Annotated in this window: 1 protein-coding gene; it reads right to left on the reverse strand. The window is 70.5% G+C overall.

Going from position 1 to position 1021, the window contains the following annotated elements:
* A partial coding sequence (locus ACWFR1_RS40585; protein WP_453561207.1) for a GAF domain-containing protein occupies window positions 1–914 on the reverse strand: 914 nt, incomplete at its 3' end.
* Window positions 915–1021: the final 107 nt, after the last annotated feature.

The raw sequence follows: 1021 nt of genomic DNA on the forward strand, positions 1-1021 counted from the left end.
GGCTGCACCGTGATGCGCGGATCGTTCTCGACGTCGACGACCGTGACCAGACCGTCCTGCGCGAGGGCGGCCTCGACCAAGGTCCCCTCGGTGTTCGGGAGGACGACACCCCGGTGCGTCTCGGCGCCCTCGCCACGGGCCAGCGAGCCCCGCAGCTCGCCGCCGGGTCCGACCAGGTAGAAGACCCCCATGTCAGCGCCCGCGATGTCCACCGCCTGCTCCAGCATCCCGCCGAGCACCTCGGTCTGCTCCGCACCGGACAGGAGGGCGCTGGTGAAGTCGGAACTGGCGGCCAGCCAGCGCTGGCGCAAGCGGCCCTCCTCGTAGAGGCGGGCGTTCTCGATGGCGATGCCGGCCGCCACGGCCAGGGTCGTCACGACGGCCTCGTCCTCGGCGTCGAAGTCGGCCCCTCCGCGCTTCTCCGTCAGGTAGAGGTTGCCGAACACCTCGTCGCGGACCCGGATGGGGACACCCAGAAACGTGTGCATCGGCGGATGATGAGCCGGGAAGCCGTACGAGGCCGGGTGCTCGGACAGCTCGGCCAGGCGCAGCGCCTTCGGGTTGCGGATCAGCTCGCCGAGGATGCCGTGTCCCGACGGTAGCGCGCCGATCCGCTCACGGAGTTCGTCGTCGATACCGATGGGGAGGAATGCGGAGAGCCTCCGGTCGCCACCGATGACGCCCAGAGCTCCGTACTCGGCGTCCACCAGCGTCACGGCAGACTCCACGATGCCACGCAGCACCTGAGGCAGCTCCAGTTCCCGACCCACGGACATGACAGCCCCGAGCAGCCCGTTGAGCCGGTCCCTGGTGCCACGCACCTCGTCGATACGCACCTGGACCTCGTCGAGCAGCTCGTCCAGGCGCAGCCATGGCAGCCCTGCACCCGCGGGCTTGGCGTCCTCCCGGCCCATCGAACCTCCGGCTGCATCGAGCGCACGGGCCGCACCCGAAGCGCGCACCTTCACCGTAGACCGGATGAACCTGCCGGGCCCCCTGGGTGGAAGGCGGTCCGTACGGC

The organism is Streptomyces sp. NPDC055103 (genome assembly GCF_053607625.1).